Source organism: Microcoleus sp. MON2_D5 (assembly GCF_036701905.1).
Classification (GTDB): Bacteria; Cyanobacteriota; Cyanobacteriia; order Cyanobacteriales; family Microcoleaceae; genus Microcoleus.
The window spans coordinates 104568-124007 of the sequence record NZ_JAUBRM010000006.1 but is presented as its reverse complement, the minus strand read 5'-3'; the positions used below and the strand labels follow the sequence as shown (position 1 = coordinate 124007).

Annotated in this window: 17 protein-coding genes; 10 read left to right on the top strand and 7 right to left on the bottom strand. The window is 46.5% G+C overall.

The genetic code is table 11. The features are described 5' to 3' along the window. Nucleotides 1-5: 5 nt before the first annotated feature. Nucleotides 6-2168 carry a flavin-dependent dehydrogenase gene (locus QUA47_RS03985; RefSeq protein WP_333429800.1) on the bottom strand — a complete coding sequence of 721 codons (2163 nt, stop codon included), beginning with the start codon at nt 2166-2168 and terminating at the stop codon, nt 6-8. A 193-nt stretch (nt 2169-2361) separates the two neighbouring features. On the opposite strand from QUA47_RS03985, the gene QUA47_RS03980 reads away from it, so the two are divergent. After that, nucleotides 2362-2595, top strand: coding sequence for a hypothetical protein (locus QUA47_RS03980; protein ID WP_190662685.1), 234 nt, complete (start codon nt 2362-2364; stop codon nt 2593-2595). 187 nt (nt 2596-2782) lie between these two features. On the opposite strand, the gene QUA47_RS03975 is transcribed toward QUA47_RS03980, so the two are convergent. Both QUA47_RS03975 and QUA47_RS03970 read right to left on the bottom strand, forming a co-directional pair. Next, the gene (locus tag QUA47_RS03975; protein ID WP_333429799.1) at nt 2783-3364 is read right to left on the bottom strand and encodes a hypothetical protein; all 582 of its coding nucleotides are present in this window, start codon (nt 3362-3364) and stop codon (nt 2783-2785) included. Nucleotides 3365-3631: 267 nt separating this feature from the next. Further along, entirely contained in the window at nt 3632-4711 is a 1080-nt protein-coding gene (locus tag QUA47_RS03970) for a M23 family metallopeptidase (protein WP_333429798.1), read from the bottom strand. Between the two features lie 160 nt (nt 4712-4871). On the opposite strand from QUA47_RS03970, the gene QUA47_RS03965 reads away from it, so the two are divergent. Then, nucleotides 4872-5573: a phosphatase PAP2 family protein gene (locus QUA47_RS03965; protein ID WP_333286450.1), complete on the top strand. Its 702-nt coding sequence runs from the start codon at nt 4872-4874 to the stop codon at nt 5571-5573. Between the two features lie 11 nt (nt 5574-5584). Here the strand turns inward: QUA47_RS03965 and QUA47_RS03960 are convergent, their stop codons facing one another. Then, the gene (locus tag QUA47_RS03960) at nt 5585-6469 is read right to left on the bottom strand and encodes an aspartoacylase (protein ID WP_333429797.1); all 885 of its coding nucleotides are present in this window, start codon (nt 6467-6469) and stop codon (nt 5585-5587) included. A gap of 193 nt (nt 6470-6662) precedes the next feature. Here QUA47_RS03960 and QUA47_RS03955 point away from each other — a divergent pair, with 193 nt between their 5' ends. The 7 genes from QUA47_RS03955 to QUA47_RS03925 all read left to right on the top strand — a co-directional run bounded on the left by QUA47_RS03955 (nt 6663) and on the right by QUA47_RS03925 (nt 11736). Beyond that, a complete protein-coding gene (locus tag QUA47_RS03955) occupies nt 6663-6818 on the top strand; it encodes a hypothetical protein (protein WP_333429796.1) in 156 nt (51 codons plus the stop codon). Between the two features lie 37 nt (nt 6819-6855). Beyond that, nucleotides 6856-7176, top strand: coding sequence for a DUF433 domain-containing protein (locus tag QUA47_RS03950; protein ID WP_333429795.1), 321 nt, complete (start codon nt 6856-6858; stop codon nt 7174-7176). A 14-nt stretch (nt 7177-7190) separates the two neighbouring features. After that, nucleotides 7191-7565 carry a DUF5615 family PIN-like protein gene (locus QUA47_RS03945; RefSeq protein WP_333429807.1) on the top strand — a complete coding sequence of 125 codons (375 nt, stop codon included), beginning with the start codon at nt 7191-7193 and terminating at the stop codon, nt 7563-7565. Between the two features lie 63 nt (nt 7566-7628). After that, nucleotides 7629-10436, top strand: a complete 2808-nt coding sequence (locus QUA47_RS03940; RefSeq protein WP_333429794.1) for a leucine-rich repeat domain-containing protein — start codon at nt 7629-7631, stop codon at nt 10434-10436. Nucleotides 10437-10502: 66 nt separating this feature from the next. Continuing rightward, the gene (locus QUA47_RS03935; RefSeq protein ID WP_333429793.1) at nt 10503-11015 is read left to right on the top strand and encodes a dihydrofolate reductase family protein; all 513 of its coding nucleotides are present in this window, start codon (nt 10503-10505) and stop codon (nt 11013-11015) included. Nucleotides 11016-11099: 84 nt separating this feature from the next. Next, the gene (locus QUA47_RS03930) at nt 11100-11435 is read left to right on the top strand and encodes a XisI protein (protein ID WP_190732840.1); all 336 of its coding nucleotides are present in this window, start codon (nt 11100-11102) and stop codon (nt 11433-11435) included. Between the two features lie 7 nt (nt 11436-11442). Beyond that, nucleotides 11443-11736: a hypothetical protein gene (locus tag QUA47_RS03925; RefSeq protein WP_333429792.1), complete on the top strand. Its 294-nt coding sequence runs from the start codon at nt 11443-11445 to the stop codon at nt 11734-11736. A gap of 83 nt (nt 11737-11819) precedes the next feature. Here the strand turns inward: QUA47_RS03925 and ileS are convergent, their stop codons facing one another. The 3 genes from ileS to QUA47_RS03910 form a co-directional block, all read right to left on the bottom strand. Beyond that, the gene (gene ileS, locus QUA47_RS03920) at nt 11820-15416 is read right to left on the bottom strand and encodes an isoleucine--tRNA ligase (RefSeq protein ID WP_333429791.1); all 3597 of its coding nucleotides are present in this window, start codon (nt 15414-15416) and stop codon (nt 11820-11822) included. Between the two features lie 264 nt (nt 15417-15680). Further along, on the bottom strand, nt 15681-16244 hold the full coding sequence (locus QUA47_RS03915; RefSeq protein ID WP_333429790.1) for a Uma2 family endonuclease: 564 nt from the start codon (nt 16242-16244) through the stop codon (nt 15681-15683). Nucleotides 16245-16640: 396 nt separating this feature from the next. Then, a complete protein-coding gene (locus QUA47_RS03910; RefSeq protein WP_333429789.1) occupies nt 16641-17051 on the bottom strand; it encodes an Npun_F0494 family protein in 411 nt (136 codons plus the stop codon). Between the two features lie 93 nt (nt 17052-17144). Here QUA47_RS03910 and QUA47_RS03905 point away from each other — a divergent pair, with 93 nt between their 5' ends. Next, nucleotides 17145-19430 carry a DNA methyltransferase gene (locus QUA47_RS03905; RefSeq protein ID WP_333429788.1) on the top strand — a complete coding sequence of 762 codons (2286 nt, stop codon included), beginning with the start codon at nt 17145-17147 and terminating at the stop codon, nt 19428-19430. The last annotated feature ends 10 nt before the right edge of the window (nt 19431-19440 follow it).

Genomic DNA, 19440 nt, shown 5'->3' with positions numbered 1-19440 from the left:
AAAACTCAAAACTCTTTTCTCGCCTTTCCCAGGCCGTAGGTGAGAGCATAGCTGGTAGCCAACAGCCACAGCCAAACAGCCGGATACCGGGGCTCCAACCAAGGTTGTACCCTGCGAGCGAAGCTGGGAAGCCATCCGAACAGCAAACTGGCCACAGCCAGCAGAGTAAAATTCACGTAACTTCCCAGCCAGCGCCAAATATCCCTCAAGGTGACAAAATCTAAAATCCACAAGAGGAGAGAAGGGTTTTTTCCGGCTGCTTCGAGCGCCAGTCGATTGAAAGTTAGCCAGTCGATTCTGTCTTTAATAAAAGTTTCGGCTACGGTGAGTTTTTGTCCTGCCAAAATACCGAAAAAGGTATTGAGAATTGAATTAATTCTTTGAGGCGGCAAACTGCTGCCGGTAGGAACCATCATACCTTTAGAAAACAGCCAAGTTACGGAAACATTGCTTTGGTAGGCGCGAATTTGGTTTAAGTGATTTGCAGTCAACAAATTGTGCTTTAATGCTGTATCCAAAAGGTCTGTTAAGCGGAAAAGATTGCGGATAAGAGAGCCGAAGCCGGTGAAAACGAGGGGAGATTGCAAGGATGCTGCGTCGCCGATCGAGACTAGGCGATCGATCGCCACGGAGCGATCGCTGCTGTTGCTGCTAAAATGCCCCGGAATATAACCAAAGGTCGGTTTTTTCCACACCAATTTATCGACATCGCAGCGGCGGTATTCCGGCAAAATTGCGAAAAAATCCTCGTACATTTCCAGCAAAGAACCGGGATTCTCTGGATGTACTTGGTGGTAGTGAAATAGATAAACTGTCAATTCTGTGCCGGCGCCGGGAAACAACTCCCAGATGAGCTGGCGCCCCCGGGAAATGTCCCCGTGAGTGTAGAGTACATCCCCGTACTCGGAATCCCACACTCCCGGCTCAAATCCTGCGTCGATGACTGCTCCCACTGTCGGACAAACGCTGTCAAAAGTCCGCCCTTCGTTCAATTGCCAAGCGATGGGAGAAGCCGAACCCATTGCATCCACCAGCAGCCGTCCTAATGCTGTGCGATCGGCTTTTGTCGGCAAGTGGCGGCCTTGAACTACTACTTTTTCTGCTTCTACATCGGCTCTGAGAAACTCAGTTTCGTCCCAGATTTCCCCACCAGCTTCTGTTAGCTTAACTCCCGCTAAATTCAGCAATTTTTCGCCGTCCAAAGCTACATTGAGTACCTTCGGTGTGTGCAGAACTGGCGCTTGAGCAACGGGCGGATTGTTAGCATCAAAAAACTTGTTGTAGCCATCTTTGTATTCTCTGGCAATCAAAGTTTCGATTTCTGCAGCACTAAATAAACCCAAATCAATTAAGCTTTGAATTTCATCCCGCGAAATATTCCACTCGCGATTCATTCGCCCGAAAGGCATTCGTTCAACTAGCAGCACCCGGTAGCCCAATTTCGCCATGACTGCGGCGTGAATCACTCCCAAGGCCCCGCCAATATAAATTAAGTCATAAAAAGTATCGCCAGAATCAGACACCAAAATCGTGTCTTCTGCCTTCTTCCCTGTTCCCTCTTCCTTCTTCCCTCTTCCTTCTTCCTTCTTCCCTGTTCCCTCTTCCTTCAAAAACACTACTTGTTTTGGCTTTTGAGGATTGCGAGTGCCTTCGCGCCAACGTTGTTCCCACCAGTAGACGCGCTTGAGGTCGTATTCGCCTTGAGGCATTTTTTGGAAGTATTTGACGGTGAGGGGGTAATAGGGGGCAAGAGCGTCAAAAATTGAGTGTTTGGAGAGGTCTATGACAGGGGGTTCCGGGTAGCGATCGGGAAACTTGTTTTTCACAGCAAGATTCAGAGCTTCCAGGAACTTTTTTTCTCCCGCAGGCGCCTCTTCTAGACGAAAGACTTTTAAATAAGTGGTGCGTTGCAGTGACCAGACAAAGGTGGAAAGTTCTGTCGATCGCCAATTTTGGTTTCCTGAATTGGTGTCAGCCAAGGCGGGTTTTGGATTGGCCTTTTGAGTTCCAGACTTGAGAACCTCGGCTGTTGTGGCTGGTGAAAGCAGGCGAAAGCCGTCAGCAGTAATAATTTTTTCTCCGATTCCGGGATCGAATTCGTGCTGCAACCAAGTGCAGACGGCTGCTGTATCCGGTGTGGGGACTTCTAGATAAAGAATTTCTTGCATGATTAGGCTCTCAATTCTGAATAAATTAATAAAGATGGGGGAGTTGACAAGGGAGCAAAGTAGGCTATACTCCCGAATACTTATTGAGTTTTAAATAAGTTTACAATGTTCTCAGATTTTTAGGTTTTCGATCGCTCTTGCTCTCGGTTGGCCCGCAACGGCTGAATATCTACTCCCTTTGGTATGCACTCCTATGAATTATCCCATTCCTACGAATCCTCAAGAAATGATTGCTTTGCGACAGCAGCCACTGAATGAAGAATTGGTGGCGTCGGCGATCGCGGGTGTGATCCAAATAGCTCGATCGCGATCTCAGTCTTTGGATGAATTAAAGGCTGAGGTACTCGCGGACGACAATCTGCTCGATTTTGCTCAGAGGCTATGGCTGAGCGACATTGTGGCTCAAGCTTGGAACAATTTGCCCTAAATTTTCCACATCCAAACCACCCTCCCGAACCCTCGCGTTCGACGCGGAAGGAGGAGTGATCGAGCCGGCGACAACAAGCTGATGAAAGCTAGATTGTCCCGGATAATTTGTGATATTGTAAAAATTCTGGTTAAGTCATTGTTAAATTTATCTCTATTGAGGAAAATTCATAAATTGGCTCCCAGTTTCATAGGTTAGCTGCATCGATCAAATATTTTAAGATGCCAATAATTTTACTAATATTATCAATAAAATAATCATTTAAATCAACTTCCATAAGTTGATTACTAAGCCGTAAAAATTTCCAATTAGTTCCTGTTGTGACCACTCCATATATTTCGGAAATATTATTCTTTCTTCTTTCATTAAAGATTTGAGCTGCAATCATTTCTGCCATACATTGTGGAAGCCCAGCTTGGATATTATCATTTTTAGCTTCTACTAAGGCGACAACGGGGGCTTTGATTAGGAGTTGTTCGGGAGAACGACTAATCATAAAATCACAGAAACCCGTTAATCCTTTTTCTAAATCTACATTAAACTCTTTTCCTGAAAAAAAGCTAATTTGATACTTAAACTGCTTTCTAAGTTCTACTAAAATAGGTGTGACAATTAATTCTGAGCGAGCTTTTTCGGTATTAATTGCTAAAGCTAAAGAAATGTTTTCTTGCAGAGTTTGGCTGAGAAGCTCGCTATACTCGGCGTCTGGTAAATCGGCAAAAATACCAACTTTGTCAGCAATGGTTATGCCAAAGTTGGTTTCTATCATTTCTAGGTTTGTGAATTGGCTGTATGACATTTTTATTATGAGGCAAGGAAAATGTGGGGAGCATCTCAATGAAAGCAGCCAAGCTAGAAATAGGAGTTAGGAGCCAGGAGCCAGGAGGAAAGAGTCAGAAGTAAGGAGCCAGAAGAAGTGTTTTTACAAATATGAGATGCTCCCAAAATTTGACCATCAAAAATGAAAAAATATTTTTGTTATTTTAACATATTTGATGCTCGTTTTCAAAGGAATTTGGTATGAGTAACTTGGCGACTAACGCAACTCAACTTCTCGCTTGACTTCTGTCAAAACTCGATCGCCCCGCGTCAACCGATATTCGGCCCGCCAAACTCCGGGAGTCAGAGGAGAATTTGTACTGTTTCTTTTGCCGACATAACCCAACCAAGTGCGGCTGGGGGCTTTAATTTCATTGGTCTGGTCAGCAATGGTTGTGCCGTTGGGTGCAAATAATTTGTATTGTTCGCGATCGCCCTTGAGCACTCCGTAACTTTGCACCCAAAACAACAAAGCTGGACTGTTTGCAGGGAGTTGAGTCTCGGAAAATTGTCCTTCCCAGAGGGCGTTAATATCGGGCGGCTTATTGGCAAAACCGGCCCGAATTAAACCTGTGGAAATATAGTCTAGAGGCTTGTCCCAAATTGGATTGCGGGCGATGTTGCAGCCTACCTTCGCGTCGGGCCCGACAAACGGATCTACGGGTTTGCCTTGATAGCGAAAAGTTACGTGTACGTGGGGGAAAGATGCCATCCCAGAGTTTCCCACCATGCCCAAAACAGTGCCTTTTTGTACCTGCGTACCCGGTTTGACCGCAACGCTGCCTTTGCGGAGGTGGCAGTATTGGGCTTCCCAACCACCGCCGTGGTCGATTACCATGCCGTTGCCGCATTCTGTACCTGCGATGTTGGCTTTCTCTGTCTCGTTTTGTAAACGCCGATCGACCACACCATCTCGCGATCGCAAAACTTTGCCTGCAGCGGAGGCAATAACTGGAACTCCTTTTGCCATTGCTTTGGCGTCGGGAATGGCAAAATCTGTGCCGTCGTGGCCGTCGTAGGTTTGGCGCCCGCAGCCAAAATCGACGGCTGTGGGGCCGGGTTCTCGATCGAAATACAGCAATACAAAACAGTCTTTTCCTAGGGTACAGTCGATCGGCTGGCCGAATTGCGGGTTGTTCGGCTTTTGGGCGACTGCGGTCGAGACGAGACGCTGGGCGATCGTGTGGGCTTCGGCGATCGGCGCACTTACTCCGCTGTTAGTAGCACAGCTATAAAGACTTGTCAACCCCAAGGTCAACAAAATTGCAGAAATGTATTTTGTGGAGAGTATAGTCATTCGCCGATGGGATGTAAAAGCTGAGGTGGGTAGTGAAAAATCAATTAATGGTTCAGAATATAGTTGCTCAAGAATCTAGACGATTGGTAAGGCGTTTTCGTTTCCCATACTTGTGGTATTATTTTGAGTTGGAAATTTTAAAATTTTAATTACTTAGAAAATGCGTTCTAAAATTCGATCGCTCATTTCGATAATTCGGCTGGCCGGGCTTGCTGTTGCTGCTTTGGGGATGTGGGGATTTTCCACCCTTGCCGAAGACGTGTTGGGAAAACAAAGTTACGCTTTCGATACCTCTATTTTACTATATCTCAGGAGCCTTCACACTCCGCTGCGCGATCGAGTAATGCTGGGCTTTACCTTTGTGGGCGAGCCGAAGTTGCTGCTAGCGATTTGTCTGAGCTTGGGTATTGTTTTGCTAGCGCGCAATCACCGATCGGAAGCCGCAACTATTGCGATCACCGGTGGGGGGGCGCTCGGTTTAAATTTACTATTAAAAAAACTTTTTGCTCGCGATCGACCTCAACTTTGGGAGCGCGTTGTTGACGTTCGCTTTTACAGTTTTCCTAGCGGCCACGCGATGATTTCCATGGTTATTTACGGTTTGCTAGGATATTTCTTGGGTGCGCGCTTTCCCAAGCAACGCTGGTGGATTTACAGCTTGACAGTTGTATTAATTGCTGCTATTGGTTTGAGTCGGCTTTATCTAGGAGTTCACTGGCCTACCGATGTTATTGCTGGTTATACGGCTGGTGTGGTGTGGCTGATTACCTGTATTCTCAGTTTGGAAATATGGAAGGAATTTCGTTCTTTTACTACGGCTTCTAAAGAGGAGTTTTTGTCCCCTGAAACTTCTCAAGACTAAGTTTTAAATTTCTACTCAAGACTGACTATTTGCTTTTGGGTAAAAGACATGGCAATTCCTTTTTCGTAGTAAGCAGCCTCGTTAATGAAAATTGGATAAACGGTCGATTTACCTTCATACAATACCGACTCACCATCAAAGGTCAAAAACATCGGATCGCCGGGATTTAGGGCTTCATAATCTCTGGATTGCAGATGAGGATGAATCATTGCCTGAATTTCTCTGTTCTCGTTTCTGGGATAGTCGATCGCCCCAATGGTGTGATAAATAGTCAGGGGATTATTTGCAGCAGGCATTGTGCCTTGATTGTAGGCTTCTACGCAGTCTAAAATTCGGCACACAACTTGCTCAGTTTGCTGAAATAAAGACGCATCCAAGACGCCTTGCGGCACTGCACCAACTTCCAGCGTACCGCCTAATTCGGACAGCGATCGCAGCAAAAGACTATCATGATTCTTGGTTGTAGAAGCGAGTACCTTGAGGTGGGGATAGACAGAGGTTAAATAAGCTGCTAGTTGCAGGTTAAATGGATGATGGCTGGCGAGAATAAATGTTAGCCCCATGTTTGACGTGGTGCTGTGCAAATCGATAATTAAGTTTGGCAGATGAGTGTTTTTTGAACTAAAAAGGCGGTAGATTTCTTTCGCCCGCTGCGCTTCATAGCTGGAGAGATGGGGATTTTCTAAATCTTGCTTTCTAAAGCAGCGGTTGAGGTCGATATCGATGTAGCGTGTCCCGATTTCGCAAGCTTTGGGATTTGCTAGCAGGGCGATTGTTTCAAAAGTCGATCGCCGAATTAACTCTGGCGCGCGATCGAATTTTTTCACCAGGTAAATTCCTGTGAGTTCGTTTCCGTGGGTTCCTCCCACTATGGCAACACGTTTAATTTGGTTCATAGACAAATAACTTCCTATCCCCAGTTTATCACCCTTTGTCATCTGTTGAGAAAAAACATCAGATTGAGGTTTATTATTTGTTTATATTTAGATTAGCTAAAGTTTAAGTAAGTAGGTATCACACGCAGACCTTGGAAACCCAGTTTATCTGGTTCTGTCACAATAAAATGAAGACTACCGAAAGACAAAGGATATGACGCGAGAGGAGTCGTTGCAGTTAATCGACAAAGCCGCAGATGAAGGCCAGACAGAATTGGATTTGGCCGGGTTGGAGGAATTGCCGCCACAGATTGGCAAGTGCCCTCCGCTTGAGAGGTTGGTGTTGGGGAATTTTGCTATGATAGTTTGAGCGATCGCACTATTATATATTCTGTAAATTACCAGCTATGAACATTCAGTTGGTTGACTCCTTAATTCAAGTGATTGAGTCGCTGACACCTGAAGAGAGTTTGCTGTTTCAAGAAAAACTCTCGGCTAGGGCGATTCAGAGTACGCCTGGAGTCTGTGGAGGAAATGCCCGGATTCGCAACACGCGCATTCCTGTTTGGACACTGGTTTCGCTTCACCAACAGGGGGCTGATGAGGCTGAGTTACTTCGGAATTATCCAGGTTTGTCGGATCGCGATTTAGAGAATGCTTGGCGTTATTACGATCGCCACCGGGAAGAAATCGATCGCATTATTGTTTCTCATCAAACCGATGATTGAAAGGGTGAGGCTGTATTAAGAGTGAAAATTTCCCGATCGCAATGGTCCAGCATTTGCGTAGCCTTGACTGTGATGTTTTAACTTCCTATGATGCTGGTCAAGCGAATCAAGGGATTCCTGATGACGAGGTTCTCCGATTTGCTACTGAACAAAATCGGGCGGTAATTAGCTTCAATCGCGATGATTTTGTGGCGCTACACCGTGGCGGTGAACATCATGCAGGAATTATTGTGTGTAAAGACGATCGAGATTACTTGGGACAAGTTACTATTCTTCATGCCTATCTTCAGGATGTTGATTCGCTGTTCGATCGCCTGATTCCCATCAAAAAGCAGAATCAGCCTGGGTTGAGTCATCCGGTTTTTGTGGTTCAAGAGTACGGGCGATAATTCCCCCCCACCAACCGAAAATTCCAGTCACAATAAAAAGAATCCTACCGAGAGACAAAGGGCATGACGCGAGAGGAAGCAGTGCGGCGAATTGACCAAGCAGCCGAGGAAAAATTGACGGAACTCGATTTGTCGGGGCTGGACTTGGAGGAATTGCCGCCGGAGATTGGCAAGTGCACACAGCTTGAGATGCTGGTGTTGGGGAAGTTGGAGGAAGGATGGAAACGGGTTGGGAATAAGTTAACTGAGTTTCCTGATGCTGTTCTTCAATTAACCAACTTAAAAATACTTTCGATTGCTAATAATCAGATTACCTCCATCCCAGAGGAGATCGGGCAACTGTCGAATCTGACACAGCTAGACCTCAGATACAATCAGATTACATCCATCCCAGATGCGATCGGCAAACTGTCGAATCTGACACGGCTTGACCTCAGTAGCAATCAGATTACCAAAATCCCAGATGCGATCGGCAAACTGTCTCATCTGACAAACCTTTACCTCTGGAAGAATCAGATTACCCAAATCCCAGATGCGATCGCCCAACTGTCGAATCTGACAGTGCTTTTTTTCAGTGGCAATCAGATTACAGAAATTCCCGAAGCGATCGGGCAACTGTCGAATCTGACATCGCTTGACCTCATTTACAATCAAATTGCCCAAATCCCAGATGCGATCGCCCAACTGTCGAATCTGACAGAACTTTCCCTCAGAAACAATCAGATTGAAAAGATTCCGGAATGCTTGGAAACACTGCCCAAACTTGAAAAACTCGACCTCCGCCACAATCCCCTGCCCATTTCTCCAGAAGTTCTAGGATCCGGCCAACAGTATAAAGACTGCGGTACTCCCGCCGCCATCTTCAACTACCTGCGCCAACTCCGCAGTGGCGAAGTCCGCCCCCTCAACGAAGCCAAAGTCCTCCTCGTCGGGCAAGGCAGCGTCGGCAAAACCTCCCTGATCAACCGCCTCACCGACAACAAATACAATCCCAACCAGCCCCAAACCGACGGACTCAACATCACCGACTGGCAAATTACAGTCAACACCAAACCCGTAAAACTCAACGTCTGGGACTTCGGCGGACAAGAAATCTACCACGCCACCCACCAATTTTTCCTTACCAAACGCAGCCTCTACCTCCTCGTGTGCAACTGTCGCACCAGCGAAGACGAAAACCGCCTCGAATACTGGCTGAAACTGATCGAAAGCTTCGGCGACGCCTCCCCCGTCATCCTCGTCGGCAACAAGTGCGACGAACAACCCCTGGATCTCAACCGCAAAGCATTGCGCGACAAATATCCCAACATCAAAGCGATTATCGAAACCTCTTGCCAAAGCGGCATCGGAATCGAGGAACTCCGCAGCGCCATCCACACGGAAATCTCCCAACTCAGAGAAGTCTACGATCTTTTGCCGCTAAGCTGGTTCCAAGTGAAGCAGCGCCTGGAAAACCTCGACAAAGACATCATCAGCATCAGCGAATACGCCACCATCTGCGCCACAGAAAACATCCTGGCAGAAACCGACCAAACCCAACTGATCGGACTCCTGCACAACCTGGGCATTGTCCTCAACTTCCGCGAACACCCCATCCTGCAATCCACCAACATCCTCAATCCCCACTGGGTGACAGAAGGCATCTATGCCCTCCTCAGCGACGACGCACTCAAAGTCAAAACCAAAGGCATTCTCACCTACACCGACCTCAGCCTTATCCTGGATTCAACTAAATATCCCAGCCACCGCTACCACTGCCTCACCGGGTTAATGGGCGAATTTGAACTCTGCTTCCCCGTCAGCCATTGTCCCGGGCCGACTTTCCTCATCCCCGGCATTTTGCCGAAAGAACAACCGGAAAATACCGAACTCCAAGGCGAAACGTTGGAATTTCAATATCACTACCGCATCCTCCCCGACAGCATCCTCTCGCGCTTCATCGTCCTCATGCACGAGAAAATCCACAACTGCACCCACTGGCGCACGGGGGTTATGCTGGAGTACACCGAAGGCGCTGAGGTGTACAACATCGCCCGGATCAAATCTGACCCGGAAGATAAGAAAATCTTTATTGCCGTTAGCGGGCGGGAATCGACGCGGCGTTCTTTCCTCAGCATGATTCGCGATACGTTTACCAAAATCCACAATTCTTTTGCCAATCTGGAAATCAGTCAATGGGTGCCGGTTCCCGGTTATCCGGATGCTGATCCGCTGGATTATGATGAATTGCTAGGGCTGGAGGATATGGGCGAAAATACTGTGCGTGTCGGCAAACTTAAACTCAAACTCGATTTGCGGCAGTTGCTGGATGGCTATGAGTCGATCGAACTTCGGCGCAGAAACCAAATGGGCGATCGAGAAATGGAAAAATACGGAAGAGAATATGACGACCTTGTAGATATCGCTAAACTAGCTGTTAGTAGACCAATTATTAATAAAGCCTCAGCAAAAATGACTCAAAATTCTTCTGAAACCAACAACTTTCAAGGTGCTTTTCAAGGTGCTAACTTCTCCGGCAATATCGGCGGTTCGTCGAACAGTGCCGAAGTTGCTGGCAATCAATCCCTGCAAAACAATAACGCCAATACCGCCGAACTTCTGAAACTGATTTCCTCGATGCGTGAAACCGCCGATCAGTTTCCCGAAGACATCCGCGAGGGGATAATTATCGATATTGAAGATGTGGAAACCGAAATCAAGAAACCGGAGAACCAATGGAATAAAACTCGATTAAAGAAAAGCTTAACAGCTCTTGTAGCGGCGGGTACTGCGATCGGAGTTGGCATCGCAGGCATGACTGATTTTGCTAATACGGCGATCGATGTCGGTCAAAAGCTGGGTATCGAACTCAAGCTACCGTCACGACACTAAATCATTTAAAATTAAGGTGATTCGGGCGATTATCGCCCCAATCATTCCCAAAACCTCGGTGTTGCCATGCGTAAAGTTGTACTATTCATTGCATCTAGTCTGGACGGTTATATCGCCCGATCGAATGGCGATATTGACTGGCTGTTTACAGACCAAAATTACGGTTATACTAAATTTTTAGATAGCATCGATACGGTTCTCATGGGTCGGAAGACTTACGAACAAGTTCTAACTTTTGGCGAGTATCCGTACCAGGAAAAAAAGAGTTATGTTTTTACGAAAAATCTAGATTTTCAAGCCACTTCTGATGTCGAAATGGTAACAGATTTAGAGAGTTTTGTCAATGATTTGCGCTTGATTGACGGTAAGAATATTTGGTTGGTGGGAGGTGCTCTGCTGATTCGCGATTTCCTGAATCAAAACTTTGTCAACGAAGTGATTCTCTCGGTTCATCCGCTTATTTTAGGCGAGGGAATTCCTTTATTTGTTAATCCCATAAATACTACAGCTTTGCAGTTAACTGGATGTCAGACATATAGTTCTGGTATGGTTCAGCTATCTTATGATGTCGCGACTTGAGGGCGCACCCAATTGCTAAGTCGCTTGCAAAAATAGAGCCAGTTGGTTATCAAAAAAGGTAAGATAGGACTTAGTAAGTTGGTCATGGAAAAATTAAGCAAATATCGGCAAATTGTGCAGCAAATGTTACTGGAGTACGGCAAGCGCAAACCTGCTCACGGAGACATTGAAGTCGAGACAATTCTTGATACAGAACGAGATCATTACCAAATCTTTTATGTGGGCTGGGACAAGCAGACTAGGGTGCATCACTGTAGCATTCACATAGATATCAAGGGCGGAAAAATTTGGCTTCAATGGAATGCCACTGAAGATGATATTGCTGAAGATTTAGTAATAGCCGGAGTTCCAAAAGAGGATATTGTTTGGGGATTTCAGCCGCCGTTTATGCGGAAGTATACGGGTTATGCAGTGGAATAGATAGCGAATGATAAAATGTGTTTGCTACTTTTTGTTATTAATATCTTTTTTCTGGGCGCTTCCTGCTGAGGCCTCTGTATGCCGCAACGATCGAGGCCGCGAGATTTGCATTGTCGATATCAAACGCAGTGCAAAAAATTATTGGGAATACAGGGTAATTCTGAGTGTTGATGGAGTGAAACAGCCTCTGGAAGTCTACAATTGCCGCGATCGCACTACAGTTAAGAAAGATGGAACAGTTTTGACCTTTGGACAAAACAACCCTGGTGAAATCGTCTGCGGTTTTTTTAATCAGAAATAAGTAAATGAAGTTATTGTAAGGTGCGCTTCGGGCTGAATGTGCCTACCACAAACTCAAGAATTTTTCCCGAAGCGCAGCCTACGTTAGAATTTGTGGTCTACTGCTGAAACGCAGCGTTCGCAAATTAGCGGATGTTCGATCGACTCGCTGACGTGAGTCGAGTAATTCCAGCAGCGATCGCACTTTTCCCCGTCTGCTTTCACTACACCAATCGCCAACTCAGGAGACTGATAACTGTACGGCAATTCTTGCATGATTGCATTCGATTCTACCAGTTCCACTTGCGAAGTAATGAACAAATACCGCAGTTCGTCTACACCCTTGCCTGTCATTGTAGAATCGTGCGTTACAGCTATGGAAGCAGGAATTTCAGGTTTGGGCTCTATCGCAACTAATTCTGCTTCCGGGATTTGGGGTGTTTCTACAAGCGCCGTTTCTACTGGGGCTGTTTGTACGATCGCCGCCTGTGTTTCTTCTACAAGCACAAGCGCTGTCTCTAGGGGCGGTGCGAGTACGATCGCCTGTGTTTCTACAAGCACAAGCCCGCTTGTCCGCCCCACCACATCTGCTGTCATAAAATCAATCTTTTGAGCCAGTTGTTGACGGTTGGCGGCAAACAGCAAGTGACGGAAAGCAAACCAGATTGTAAATAAGATGCCGATGACTTCCAACAAGCCTCCCAACATCGGAATCTGATTAATCGTATCCAAAATCGCCAGCGTTACTCTGCCCGTTATCAACACAGAGGCTAACAGCCCAAGTGTTACCAGCGCTTTTTGGTATTCTGTGAAAAACTTGCCCGCGTATTCAGGCAAATTAGCCACCAACTCGGCGGCTCGATCTAAGATTGGCCCAGAATCTGAAGCCGGCAGTTCCGGGACCGAATACTCTACTATCTGAGAAGGCCGATCGCCCTTTTCTGCGATCTTTTTCCCCTCAACATAAATTGTGTTTTCTGTCAAGACTTTGGCAACTTTTGCCGCTTGTTCTTCCTGTCGATCTTGTGCTGCTTTTGCTTTCTCCTCTGCTGCTAACTCGATGACTGAATTTTGCGATCGCACATAATCCACCAATTCTTCGCTGCTGGGATTCAAAGCTTGCAATTGCTGTCTTTTTTCCACATCGGGAACGTACAGCAAAACCTTAGCTTCCAAAGAAGAACCGATCGCCTTTTCCATCCGGGCTTTTTCCAAAACCTTGTTAACTTCGCCGCGCACTTGTCGCAAATACTGCCAGCGAGTAGCCAATTCTGGATTGTGCCATGAAGCATCAATTTGCACCCAGCCGGCTTCAAACACCGACTTGTACGGAGTCGGATAGGGAAGGTACTGCCAAATATCCTCAGCCATGTGACACAAAACAGGTGCGATCGCCCTTGCTAAATTCTCCACAGCAATTGCAATCACCGTCTGACAACTGCGGCGGCGAAGGGTATCTGTCGCGCTGATGTAAAGTCTGTCTTTGGCAATATCCAAGTAAAAATTCGACAAATCCACCGTGCAGAAATTCTGCACAGTTTGAAAAAATCGGGAAAATTGGAAGCTTTCAAAAGCATCTTGAACTTCCGCAAAAACCTCGCCCATTCTGTGCAGCATATAGCGATCGAGTTCCGGCAATTCCTCGTAAGCAACGCCATCTTTTGCCGGGTCGAAGTCGTGCAAATTGCCCAGCAAAAACTTAGCTGTATTGCGAATTTTGCGGTAAACATCCGACTGCTGTTTGAGAATGTTTTTGCCCAAAGGCACGTCTGCCGAGTAGTCTACCGAAGACACCCACAACCGCAAAACATCGGCTCCATATTCCTTAATTACGGCTGCTGGATCGACGACATTGCCTTCAGATTTGCTCATCTTCCGGCCTTTTTCATCTAGCACAAAACCGTGAGTCAAAACTGTTTTGTAAGGAGCAACGCCGTTTGTTGCTACACTGGTAAGCAAACTCGATTGAAACCAGCCGCGATGCTGGTCTGAACCTTCCAAATAGATATCAGCAGGATAGTTTAATTCCGATCGACCTTGGGCAACTGCGGCCCAGGAAGAACCCGAGTCAAACCACACATCCATCGTGTCGGTTCCCTTGCGGTAAGTGCGGCCGTTATTGCGGTAAGATTCCGGCAGCAATTCATCGATCGACAATTCCCACCAAGCATCCGAACCTTTCTCGGCAAAAAGGGCTTGCACGTGGGCGATCGTTTCTTCATTTAACAGCGGTTCGTTGGTTTCTTCGTCGTAGAATACGGGAATGGGAACGCCCCAAGTCCGCTGACGAGAAATACACCAATCCGATCGATCGCCCACCATTGCAGTAATCCGATTTTCCCCTTGGGCGGGAATCCAATTCACCTCGGCGATCGCTTTTAAGGCTTCATCTCGGAACCCTTCAACGGAAGCAAACCACTGTTCCGTCGCCCGAAAAATAGTCGGCTTTTTCGTGCGCCAATCGTAAGGATAAGAGTGAGCGTAACTTTCTTCTTTAATCAAACAATTTGCTTCGGCAAGGGCATCAATGACTGCGGCATTGCCGTTTCCGAGGACATTTAAACCTACAAACTGTCCTGCTTCTGCGGTGAAATTTCCGTTCTCGTCTACGGGCGTTAAAACTGGCAAACCGCAGCGTTTTCCGACGATAAAGTCTTCTTGTCCGTGGCCGGGTGCGGTGTGCACTAATCCGGTTCCTGAATCGGCGGTAATGTAGTCACCGCCGGCAACAATTGGACTTTCACGATCGAACAGCGGGTGTTTGTAACTGCAACCTTCTAATTCTTTGCCTTTGAAGGTGGCGAGTATTTTTAATTGAGTGTTAAAAGTTGCCGACAGCCGATCGACCGCATCGACAGCTACTAACATAAATTGTTGTGCGATGTGGGAATTTGCCGGCGGTTCCACCACCGCATAAGTCAGTTCGGGATTAACTGCGATCGCCAAGTTGGCCGGAATCGTCCAGGGGGTAGTCGTCCAAATCGCCGCCCAGAGGCTCGGCATATAGCGTTTGAGCTTCTGTTGCAAGGATTTTGACAATTTTTTCACATGGAAGCCGACGTAGATGCTGCGCGACGTGTGGCCTTCGGGATATTCCAATTCCGCTTCGGCGAGGGCTGTTTTCGAGCTCGGGCTCCAGTGAACAGGTTTGAAGCCGCGGTAGATGTAGCCTTTGAGCACCATTTGACCGAAAACGCCGATTTGAGCGGCTTCGTATTCGGGTTTCATGGTTAAATACGGGTGTTTCCAGTCGCCCCAAACGCCGTAGCGTTGGAAGGATTCGCGCTGCTGTTCCATTGTTTGCTGCGCGAAGGTGGCGGCTTTCTGGCGGAGTTCGATCGGGGTAAGATTTAGCCGCTCCTCCGATTTCATGTTTTGCAATACTTTAAGTTCGATCGGCAATCCGTGACAATCCCAACCGGGCACGTAGCGGACTTTTTTGCCGCGCAGCATTTGGTAGCGGTTGATAAAGTCTTTAAGGATTTTGTTGAGGGCGTGGCCGATGTGGAGTTGTCCGTTGGCGTAGGGGGGCCCGTCGTGCAGGATGAACAAGTCGCCTGGGTTATTTTCCGAGAGGCGATCGTAGATTTCTTGATCAGCCCAAAATTGTTGCAATTCTGGTTCCCGTTTGGTGGCGTTGGCGCGCATATCAAACTTGGTTTTGGGCAGATTTACCGTGTCTTTGTAAGATTTAGCTTCCATTTTTGAGAAACGTTTTATGTAGTTAGTTGTTAGTAGTTAGCGGTTATTTGAAAGATGATATCAAGTCCGGTTAAATAATCATAATTAAGTTTGTAGTGACAACTTTAGTCATCTCTCGTCATTGAAGAGCTGACAACCAGATATTTTAGTATAAGCGATCGACCGCACATTTGATCGGAGCAAATCCGTAGGGCGATCTCTCTTCTCCCTCCTCCGCGCCCTCTGCGCCCTCTGCGGTTAAATCATTCATAAACCGAGGTGGCGCTACTGAGTCAGCCAACTGAACATTTCACCGACGGTGAGATTAAAGGATTCGGCAAAGGTTGGAAGGGGGATGCGATCGCCCGGTTCTTCAAAAACTGCTATGGTGCGATCGGCAAAATAGACAAATACCACTTCTTCTTCCGGGTCAATCAGCCAGCCCATCTGAGTCCCGTGGGCGAGACTGTGGAGAATGTTGCGGACGACTTTAGTTTGACTTTGGTCGGGGGAAAGAATTTCGATTGTCCAGTCGGGGGCGATGGCGAAAGTGTTGGCTACTTCCCCGTTTTCGTCGCGGGGAATGCGTTCCCAGGTAAAGACTGCAAGATCGGGTACTGTCGATCGACCGCCAAAGGTACAGCGCAATTCTGGATAAGCGCGGGCGATGCGTTGGGGTTTGAGTACCCGGTTGATGTCAGCACCCAAATCGCTTTGAATTGTGCTGTGTTTTCCTTGGGGTATAGGTTTCTGGATAATTTGACCGTCGATGAATTCGCTAGCGGGTTTGGTCTCCGACAGTTGGAGAAATTCATCGAGACTCAAAGGTTTAGAAGCGGTTTGAACCATTATTTTTATTTGATTTAAGTTTAATTTGTATTAGTTAAGCGATCGCGAATTTAATTTATACTCACATCTTGCACCATTTTTAAGAACAGGCTTTCCGACCTGTTCCACAAAAAAGCATAAATTTGCTTGTGGGATTCTCCGCGAAAGAAAACACACCCCAGTCCTTCTAAGAAACTCAAGTGCGATCGCGGTCTAACTCGTTTGACGGCGAGTCCGACAGGGATTGAAATCCCTGTCTCATAGCGCAAGTCCTCTGCAAGAGGACTGAGGAGGTTGATTAACGTGCAATGCGAAACTCAACATCGAGTTAAATTGAGACTTGCAGTCGGTTTTAACCGACTTTAGCTATGAGACAGGGAATTCATTCCCTGTCGGACTGTAGCAAGCGAGAAAAGGTCATAGAAATAGTCCGAACCCGCGGCTGACGGCATTTCCCATACGATCGCACAATGACGCGGCCGGCACTCCCTGTCCTTCCTGTTCCCATTTTTCCACGAGTTGGCGGCCCAGGGGCGTGAGGCGAAAACTGTCGGTAATCCCTTGTCCGTCTACTTCCCGCCGCAACACGCCGACTTGGATCAGCCACAGTAGGGAGTTTTCGGCTACGAGTTCGGATACGGGCGATCGGGTGTAGCCACTTTCGACACCGGAATTTGAGGCGATCGCACTTAGGAAAACACTGTTATCGCGGATGGTCTGGAAGAAGTGTAATTGAAAAGGGGAACAGCGAACGGCGCGATCGGCTCTTTTGACAGTGCGGCTGGGATAACTAATAGATTTAAATGCTTCGGATGGGATAAAAGTCATTGAGAGAACCTCTGAATAGGTACTATATTTTTAATTGTTACAGATATAGGTAGGGACACGGCAATGCCGTGTCCTAACAGGTAGGGACTTATTATGACCGATACACTAAATAATATCAACAAGTTTGTTGAATACGTTGGTACTTTGAAGGGAGACGAGAAAGGGGAAGCTCAGGTATTCTGTGATCGCCTGTTTCAGGCATTCGGTCATGCGGGCTACAAGGAAGCGGGAGCCGAACTAGAATTTCGGGTAAAGGCGAAAGGCAAAACTACTAAATTTGCTGATTTGCTGTGGCGACCCCGGTTGTTGCTGGAGATGAAAAAACGGGGCGAAAAACTGGAAAAACACTATCAACAAGCTTTTGAATACTGGCTGGAACTGGTGCCACAACGTCCAAAATATGTGGTTCTTTGCAACTTTTATGAATTTTGGATTTATGACTTCGATTTACAACTGCGCGAACCTGTAGACCGCGTAAATCTGCAAGAGTTACCGCATCGCTTCACAGCCTTTAACTTTCTTTTTCCAGAAAATCGCCAGCCTTTATTCAATAACAACCAAATTGATGTAACGCGAACTGCCGCTGACAAAGTTGCTCTAGTTTTCAATCGGTTAGTAGAGCGTGGCGAAAAAGTAGAAACGGCTCAAAGATTTATCCTTCAGTGTGTAGTAGCATTATTTGCTGAAGATATCGATTTGTTGCCACGCGGTTTATTCACCCAGTTTTTAGGTGATTGCCAGATGAATCGAGTCAGTTCCTACGACTTGATTGGGGGATTGTTTCGGCAAATGGGGAGCGAGCGCCCCGCACCTAAAGACAGCCGCTATCGGGATGTATCATATTTTAATGGCGGTATTTTTTCAGTTGTGGAACCCATCGCCCTGACTCGCAGCGAAATCGATCTGCTATTGGAGGCAGCAAAGGAACGGTGGTCTAAGGTAGAACCGGCGATTTTTGGTGCATTGTTTGAGTCCAGTATGGGCAAAGAGGAACGTCATGCCTTGGGTGCTCATTATACCAGCGAGGCCGACATTCAAAAAGTGGTTTTGCCTACGATTATACGCCCGTGGCGAGAACGGATTGAAGCTGCGAAGACGCTGAAAGATTTGTTGGCACTGCGGCAAGAATTGCTCGATTTTAAAGTGCTCGATCCTGCCTGTGGCAGCGGTAATTTTCTCTATGTTGCTTATCGGGAACTGAAGCGGCTAGAGGCACAATTGCTAACCAAGATTCATGAGAATTTCTCTCGTGCTGCTAATGCCATTGGTACGATGTCCCTGGTGAAGACAAGCCAGTTTTACGGCATTGATATCAAACCCTTTGCTGTGGAATTGGCAAAAGTGACGCTGATGCTTGCTAAAAAGTTAGCTTTAGATGAAGAAAACCAGTTGCTTAATGTCGTACAAATGAACCTGCCACTGGAACTCGATCGGGCATTACCTTTGGATAATCTTGATCGCAATATCCGCCGTGATGATGCCCTGTTTTGCGAGTGGGAACAAGTTGATGTAATTATTGGGAATCCTCCATTTTTGGGTGGTAAGCAGATGCGCTTGGTTTTGGGTGATGAATATATCGATCGCATCTTTGCTAAATTTCCAGAAGTAAAAGATTCTGTGGATTTTTGCACCTATTGGTTCCGTCTTGCCCATCAACATTTAGGAGAAAATTGCCGCGCTGGTTTAGTCGCCACCAATTCCATTTCTCAGGGTAAAAGTCGTAAAGCTGCCCTAGATTACATCGCCCAAAATGGCGGCTGCATTTACGATGCCATCTCCACACAACCTTGGTCTGGTGAAGCTAAAGTACATATCAGTATTATCAACTGGCTCAAAACCTCTGACGCTCAAGAATTAACCTACCGTATCGATCACACAATTGTCTCAAATATTAACTCTTCTCTGAAAGCCGAGGTTGACGTTTCTCAAGCAGTGCGACTGAAGGCAAATCTTAACTGGTGCTTTCAAGGTGTCACTCCAATTGGTAAAGGATTTATAGTTACTAAGCAACAGGTTAAAGCTGGGATTGGTATCAACCCCATTAATCAAGAAGTTCTTAAGCTTTTTTCGACAGGTGATAATTTAACAAAAAACTCTAACTGCTTACCCGATCGCTGGATTATTGATTTTTATAATATGAGTATTGAAGATGCTAGTAACTATACACTTCCTTTTGAACACTTAAAACTAACAGTTAAACCTGAAAGAGACAAAAATCGTAGAGATACTTATAAAAATAATTGGTGGAGACATGGTGAAAGTAGACCTGCTTTAAAAAAAGAGCTGATCTCCCTATCGTGCTACTTTGCAGTACCAGAAACTTCAAAGTGGGCAATTTATGCAGTTTGTCCGTCTATAGCAAAACCATTTGATTTGTAAACAATCGATT

Excerpts from the sequence above, each read along its gene's own strand:
- QUA47_RS03985 (WP_333429800.1), bottom strand. The coding sequence starts at position 2,168 with ATGCAAGAAATTCTTTATCTAGAAGTCCCCACACCGGATACAGCAGCC.
- QUA47_RS03980 (WP_190662685.1), top strand. The coding sequence starts at position 2,362 with ATGAATTATCCCATTCCTACGAATCCTCAAGAAATGATTGCTTTGCGA.
- QUA47_RS03975 (WP_333429799.1), bottom strand. The coding sequence starts at position 3,364 with ATGATAGAAACCAACTTTGGCATAACCATTGCTGACAAAGTTGGTATT.
- QUA47_RS03970 (WP_333429798.1), bottom strand. The coding sequence starts at position 4,711 with ATGACTATACTCTCCACAAAATACATTTCTGCAATTTTGTTGACCTTG.
- QUA47_RS03965 (WP_333286450.1), top strand. The coding sequence starts at position 4,872 with ATGCGTTCTAAAATTCGATCGCTCATTTCGATAATTCGGCTGGCCGGG.
- QUA47_RS03960 (WP_333429797.1), bottom strand. The coding sequence starts at position 6,469 with ATGAACCAAATTAAACGTGTTGCCATAGTGGGAGGAACCCACGGAAAC.
- QUA47_RS03955 (WP_333429796.1), top strand. The coding sequence starts at position 6,663 with ATGACGCGAGAGGAGTCGTTGCAGTTAATCGACAAAGCCGCAGATGAA.
- QUA47_RS03950 (WP_333429795.1), top strand. The coding sequence starts at position 6,856 with ATGAACATTCAGTTGGTTGACTCCTTAATTCAAGTGATTGAGTCGCTG.
- QUA47_RS03940 (WP_333429794.1), top strand. The coding sequence starts at position 7,629 with ATGACGCGAGAGGAAGCAGTGCGGCGAATTGACCAAGCAGCCGAGGAA.
- QUA47_RS03935 (WP_333429793.1), top strand. The coding sequence starts at position 10,503 with ATGCGTAAAGTTGTACTATTCATTGCATCTAGTCTGGACGGTTATATC.
- QUA47_RS03930 (WP_190732840.1), top strand. The coding sequence starts at position 11,100 with ATGGAAAAATTAAGCAAATATCGGCAAATTGTGCAGCAAATGTTACTG.
- QUA47_RS03925 (WP_333429792.1), top strand. The coding sequence starts at position 11,443 with ATGATAAAATGTGTTTGCTACTTTTTGTTATTAATATCTTTTTTCTGG.
- ileS (WP_333429791.1), bottom strand. The coding sequence starts at position 15,416 with ATGGAAGCTAAATCTTACAAAGACACGGTAAATCTGCCCAAAACCAAG.
- QUA47_RS03915 (WP_333429790.1), bottom strand. The coding sequence starts at position 16,244 with ATGGTTCAAACCGCTTCTAAACCTTTGAGTCTCGATGAATTTCTCCAA.
- QUA47_RS03910 (WP_333429789.1), bottom strand. The coding sequence starts at position 17,051 with ATGACTTTTATCCCATCCGAAGCATTTAAATCTATTAGTTATCCCAGC.
- QUA47_RS03905 (WP_333429788.1), top strand. The coding sequence starts at position 17,145 with ATGACCGATACACTAAATAATATCAACAAGTTTGTTGAATACGTTGGT.